Source organism: Mesorhizobium sp. M0019 (genome assembly GCF_040323975.1).
Lineage (GTDB): Bacteria > Pseudomonadota > Alphaproteobacteria > Rhizobiales > Rhizobiaceae > Mesorhizobium.
Genome location: NZ_JAMYVK010000112.1, coordinates 1 through 3,459, shown reverse-complemented (window position 1 = coordinate 3,459; position 3,459 = coordinate 1). Strand labels below are relative to the sequence as shown.

Annotated in this window: 3 protein-coding genes; all 3 read right to left on the bottom strand. The window is 59.9% G+C overall.

Going from position 1 to position 3,459, the window contains the following annotated elements:
* Positions 1 to 983 (bottom strand): LacI family DNA-binding transcriptional regulator (locus NKK47_RS34785; protein ID WP_352579900.1); only part of this gene is annotated, 983 nt, incomplete at its 3' end.
* A gap of 165 nt (positions 984 to 1,148) precedes the next feature.
* Entirely contained in the window at positions 1,149 to 2,678 is a 1,530-nt protein-coding gene (locus NKK47_RS34780; RefSeq protein WP_352579899.1) for an amino acid ABC transporter permease/ATP-binding protein, read from the bottom strand.
* A 76-nt stretch (positions 2,679 to 2,754) separates the two neighbouring features.
* Positions 2,755 to 3,459: ABC transporter substrate-binding protein (locus NKK47_RS34775; protein ID WP_352579898.1), on the bottom strand; the 705-nt coding region annotated here is incomplete at its 5' end.

Here is a 3,459-nt window from a genome sequence, read left to right as displayed (position 1 = left end):
TGCTCGAAAGGTAACGTGGCCTCCGCCAGCCTCTTCAAGAGAAGCTCCGCTGCCGTCGCTCCAATCAAATGTGCCGGCTGCGCGATGGCTGTGATACCCTGGGCCACGAACTGCATCCAGTCGAGATCGTCGAAGCAGAGCAGCGAAACGTCTCCTGGAATCGCAAGCTTCAATGCGGAAATGGCCTCCAGAACCCCTGTCGACATCACACCATCGGCCGTAAACAGAGCGGACGGTGCATTGCGCATTGTCAGCAGATCGAGCGCCTCCTTGCGGGCTGCCTCGCTAGAATAGAGCGCCACGCGACGGATCAATTGCGGATCCGGCGTAATGCCCGCGGCGCGATGGGCTTCGAGATAACCCAATAGCCTCTGCCAGCTTGGATGATGGTAGCGAAGATCAGCGCTGGAGAGATCAACGTTTGCCACAAACGAGCCAACATCGTCGCGTTGGCCCGGCCCGAGTTCCGCCAATATTCCGATGCGGCTGTGTCCGGCCGCTATCATCGCCGCGATGCTGCTATGCGTTACAGAAACGTTGTCGACCACGACTGAATCGGTTTCCAGGCCCGCCACCATGCGGTCGAACTGCACGACGGGACAGCGAGCCGCGACTGCTTCATGAAGGTGATCCGGCTCGTCCACGAAGGTCGATGAGACAATTAAACCGTCGACCTGCTTTTCCAGCAGCAGTTGCACCGCCTCTTGCTCGAGTTCGGCATTTTCATCACTGTTTGTAACGACAACCCCGAAGCCGCCACGGCGCGCGACATCCCCTATTCCGCGCAGCACGCTGGCGTAGAATGGGCTTTCGATGTCGCCAACCACTACGCCGATAGTCTGCGTTTTACCGGTGATCAGACCTTTGGCAAGGCGATTGGGGCGGTAGCCCAGCTCAACTGCTGCGGCGCGCACCTTCTCCTGAACCTCGGGGCTGCTGTAGCCGTAGTCACCAAGAACACGCCCGGCCGTGGCGGAACTCACCCCGGCCCGGCGAGCGACCTCTATGATAGTTGCGTTTTTGGGTGATCTTTGAGTCACTCGGCAAACCTAGCGCCCATGCGCGCGTTGTGCCGGCGACCTAGCGGCAGTTAAGCCCGTCCGCAAGGGCGAACACCGCAACAGCCCCCGTTGCGCACACCATTGCAATCACAGCACCTCGGACAAAAAGCGCCGAAGACGCGGGCTTTGCGGGTTATCGAATAGGTCCTCTGGTCGGCCTGCCTCGACAATCCGCCCCTCGTCCATAAATACGACCTGGTTCGCGACCTTGCGAGCGAAGTTCATCTCGTGTGTAACGACCACCATCGTCATCCCGCCCCGACCAAGATCGGCCATCAAGTTCAGGACGCCTTTGACCAATTCCGGATCGAGCGCGCTGGTGACTTCGTCGAACAGCATAATCTCGGGTTCGAGGGCCAGGGCGCGCGCGATGGCCACCCGCTGCTGTTGCCCGCCCGAGAGATTGGCCGGCCGATGGTCCTTACGCTCCAGCAGTCCGACTTCATTCAGCCTCGCCAAGGCCGCGCCCTCAGCCTCCTCGCGCGACATGCGTTTAACTTTGCGAAGCGCCAAGGTGATGTTGGCGAGCGCGCTGCGGTCGGGGAACAGATTGAACTGCTGGAAAACCATGCCGACGCGCCGCCGGAGTTGGTCAGGGGTCTGTTTGTAGATGCTTTCGCCATCGAGCAGAATGTCACCGGCTCGACACTCTACGAGGCGGTTGAGGCAACGCAGCAAGGTCGACTTGCCCGAGCCCGACGGACCGATGAGGCAGGTGACGGTCCCCGGCTCCACTTTCAGACTGACATCATGGAGGACCTGGACGACACCATAGGCCATGTCGATATTCTTGACCTCAATACCGCCACCCTTGAAGCGTGTGGGCGCTGCTGCAGGCAACGTCTCTGTGCCCGGCACGACCGCTTCGGCAAGCTCGGCGACTTCCTTGAGGCCACTTTGCGCAGCGGTGATACGTTTGCCGACGCGCATGCGCGCGTCGATGTAATTGACGAGATGGGTCAGCGGCACCGTGATCACGAGATAGAACACGCCGGCCAGCAACAGCGGCGACAAGTTGCCGGTCAGCACGGCCTGGTCCTGGCCGACGCGGAACAATTCGCGTTCGGAGGCGAGCAGACCAAGAAAATAGACCAAGCTGGAGTCTTTGACGTTGCCGATGAACTGGTTGACCAGTGCAGGCAGGACGCGGCGGATGCCTTGCGGGATCACCACCAGGCGCATGCCTTGGCCATATGTCATGCCGAGAGTGCGCGTGGCGTCGATCTGACCACGCTCGACGCTCTGAATGCCGGCGCGGAAAATCTCCCCGATATAGGCGCCGGCGATCAGGCTGAGCGCCAGAATGCCCAGCGGATAAGGCGATGGACCGAACAGATCTCGGCCCAACCGCGCGAAGCCTTGGCCAATGATCAGGATCGTGACAATAGCAGGAAGCCCGCGGAAGATATCGGTGTAGACTCGGGCAAGGAGTTTCAGCGGCCGGTTCTCTGAAATCCCCATGACTGCGAGGACGATACCGATCAGCGTCCCGAAAAACGTCGAGGCAAGGGCCAGGATCAAAGTGTTCTTGAGGCCGACCATCACCATGTTCGGCAGAACTTCTGCCATCGCCTGGAAATCAAGAAAGCTGCGGGCGAAGTTGTCGAACCAGCTCATATCAAGTCCATCTATAACTCGGCCGGGCACCGTTGCTCACGGGCCCGGCCGGAAACGATAACGAATACGCGCGAATTTACTTCTTTGGCAGATATTGATCCGGCATCGGGGTACCCGGGAACCATTTCTCGTGAAGCCGTTTCCAGGTGCCATCGTCCATGGCCGCGCGCAGTGCCTTGTTTAGCGCTTCTCGGAAAGCGTCGTTGCCCTTCTTGACCACGAACCCGGCAGGCGCGTCGAAGGACGGCACATTCATTGTTATCTTAAGGTTGTTGTAGCGCTCCACATACTGCTTGGCCGACTCATAGTCGGTGAAATGGCCATCGATCGTCCCGTTGTTCAGCGCCGCCACCGCAGTGTTGTTGTCGGGGAATTTGACGATGTCGCCCTTCAGGTTCTTCTCAGCATAGATTTCCTGCAGCGTTCCCTGGATCACGCCGATGCGCTTTCCGGCGGTGCTCTCATTGGTCGTCAGAGCCGGATCAGCCGAAATGATCGACAGGTAGCCAGCGAGATAGCCGTCGCCAAAATCCACGGTCTTCTTGCGCTCCGCGGTCGTGCCAATGGCGGCGACAGCGACGTCGAAGCGGCCGTTGGCGACAGACGGCAGCAGCGCCGAGAATTCTTGGCCGGTGAAAACGACCTGCTCCTCTTTGAACCCGAGCCGGCGCGCCACGTCGCGGAAGAGTTCAGCGTCGAAGCCGGTGAAGTTGCCGTTGGCGTCGGTGAAGACATAGGGTTTCGCATCGCCCATGGTTCCGACGCTGATCATCGTCGGGTC

Excerpts from the sequence above, each read along its gene's own strand:
- NKK47_RS34780 (WP_352579899.1), bottom strand. The coding sequence starts at position 2,678 with ATGAGCTGGTTCGACAACTTCGCCCGCAGCTTTCTTGATTTCCAGGCG.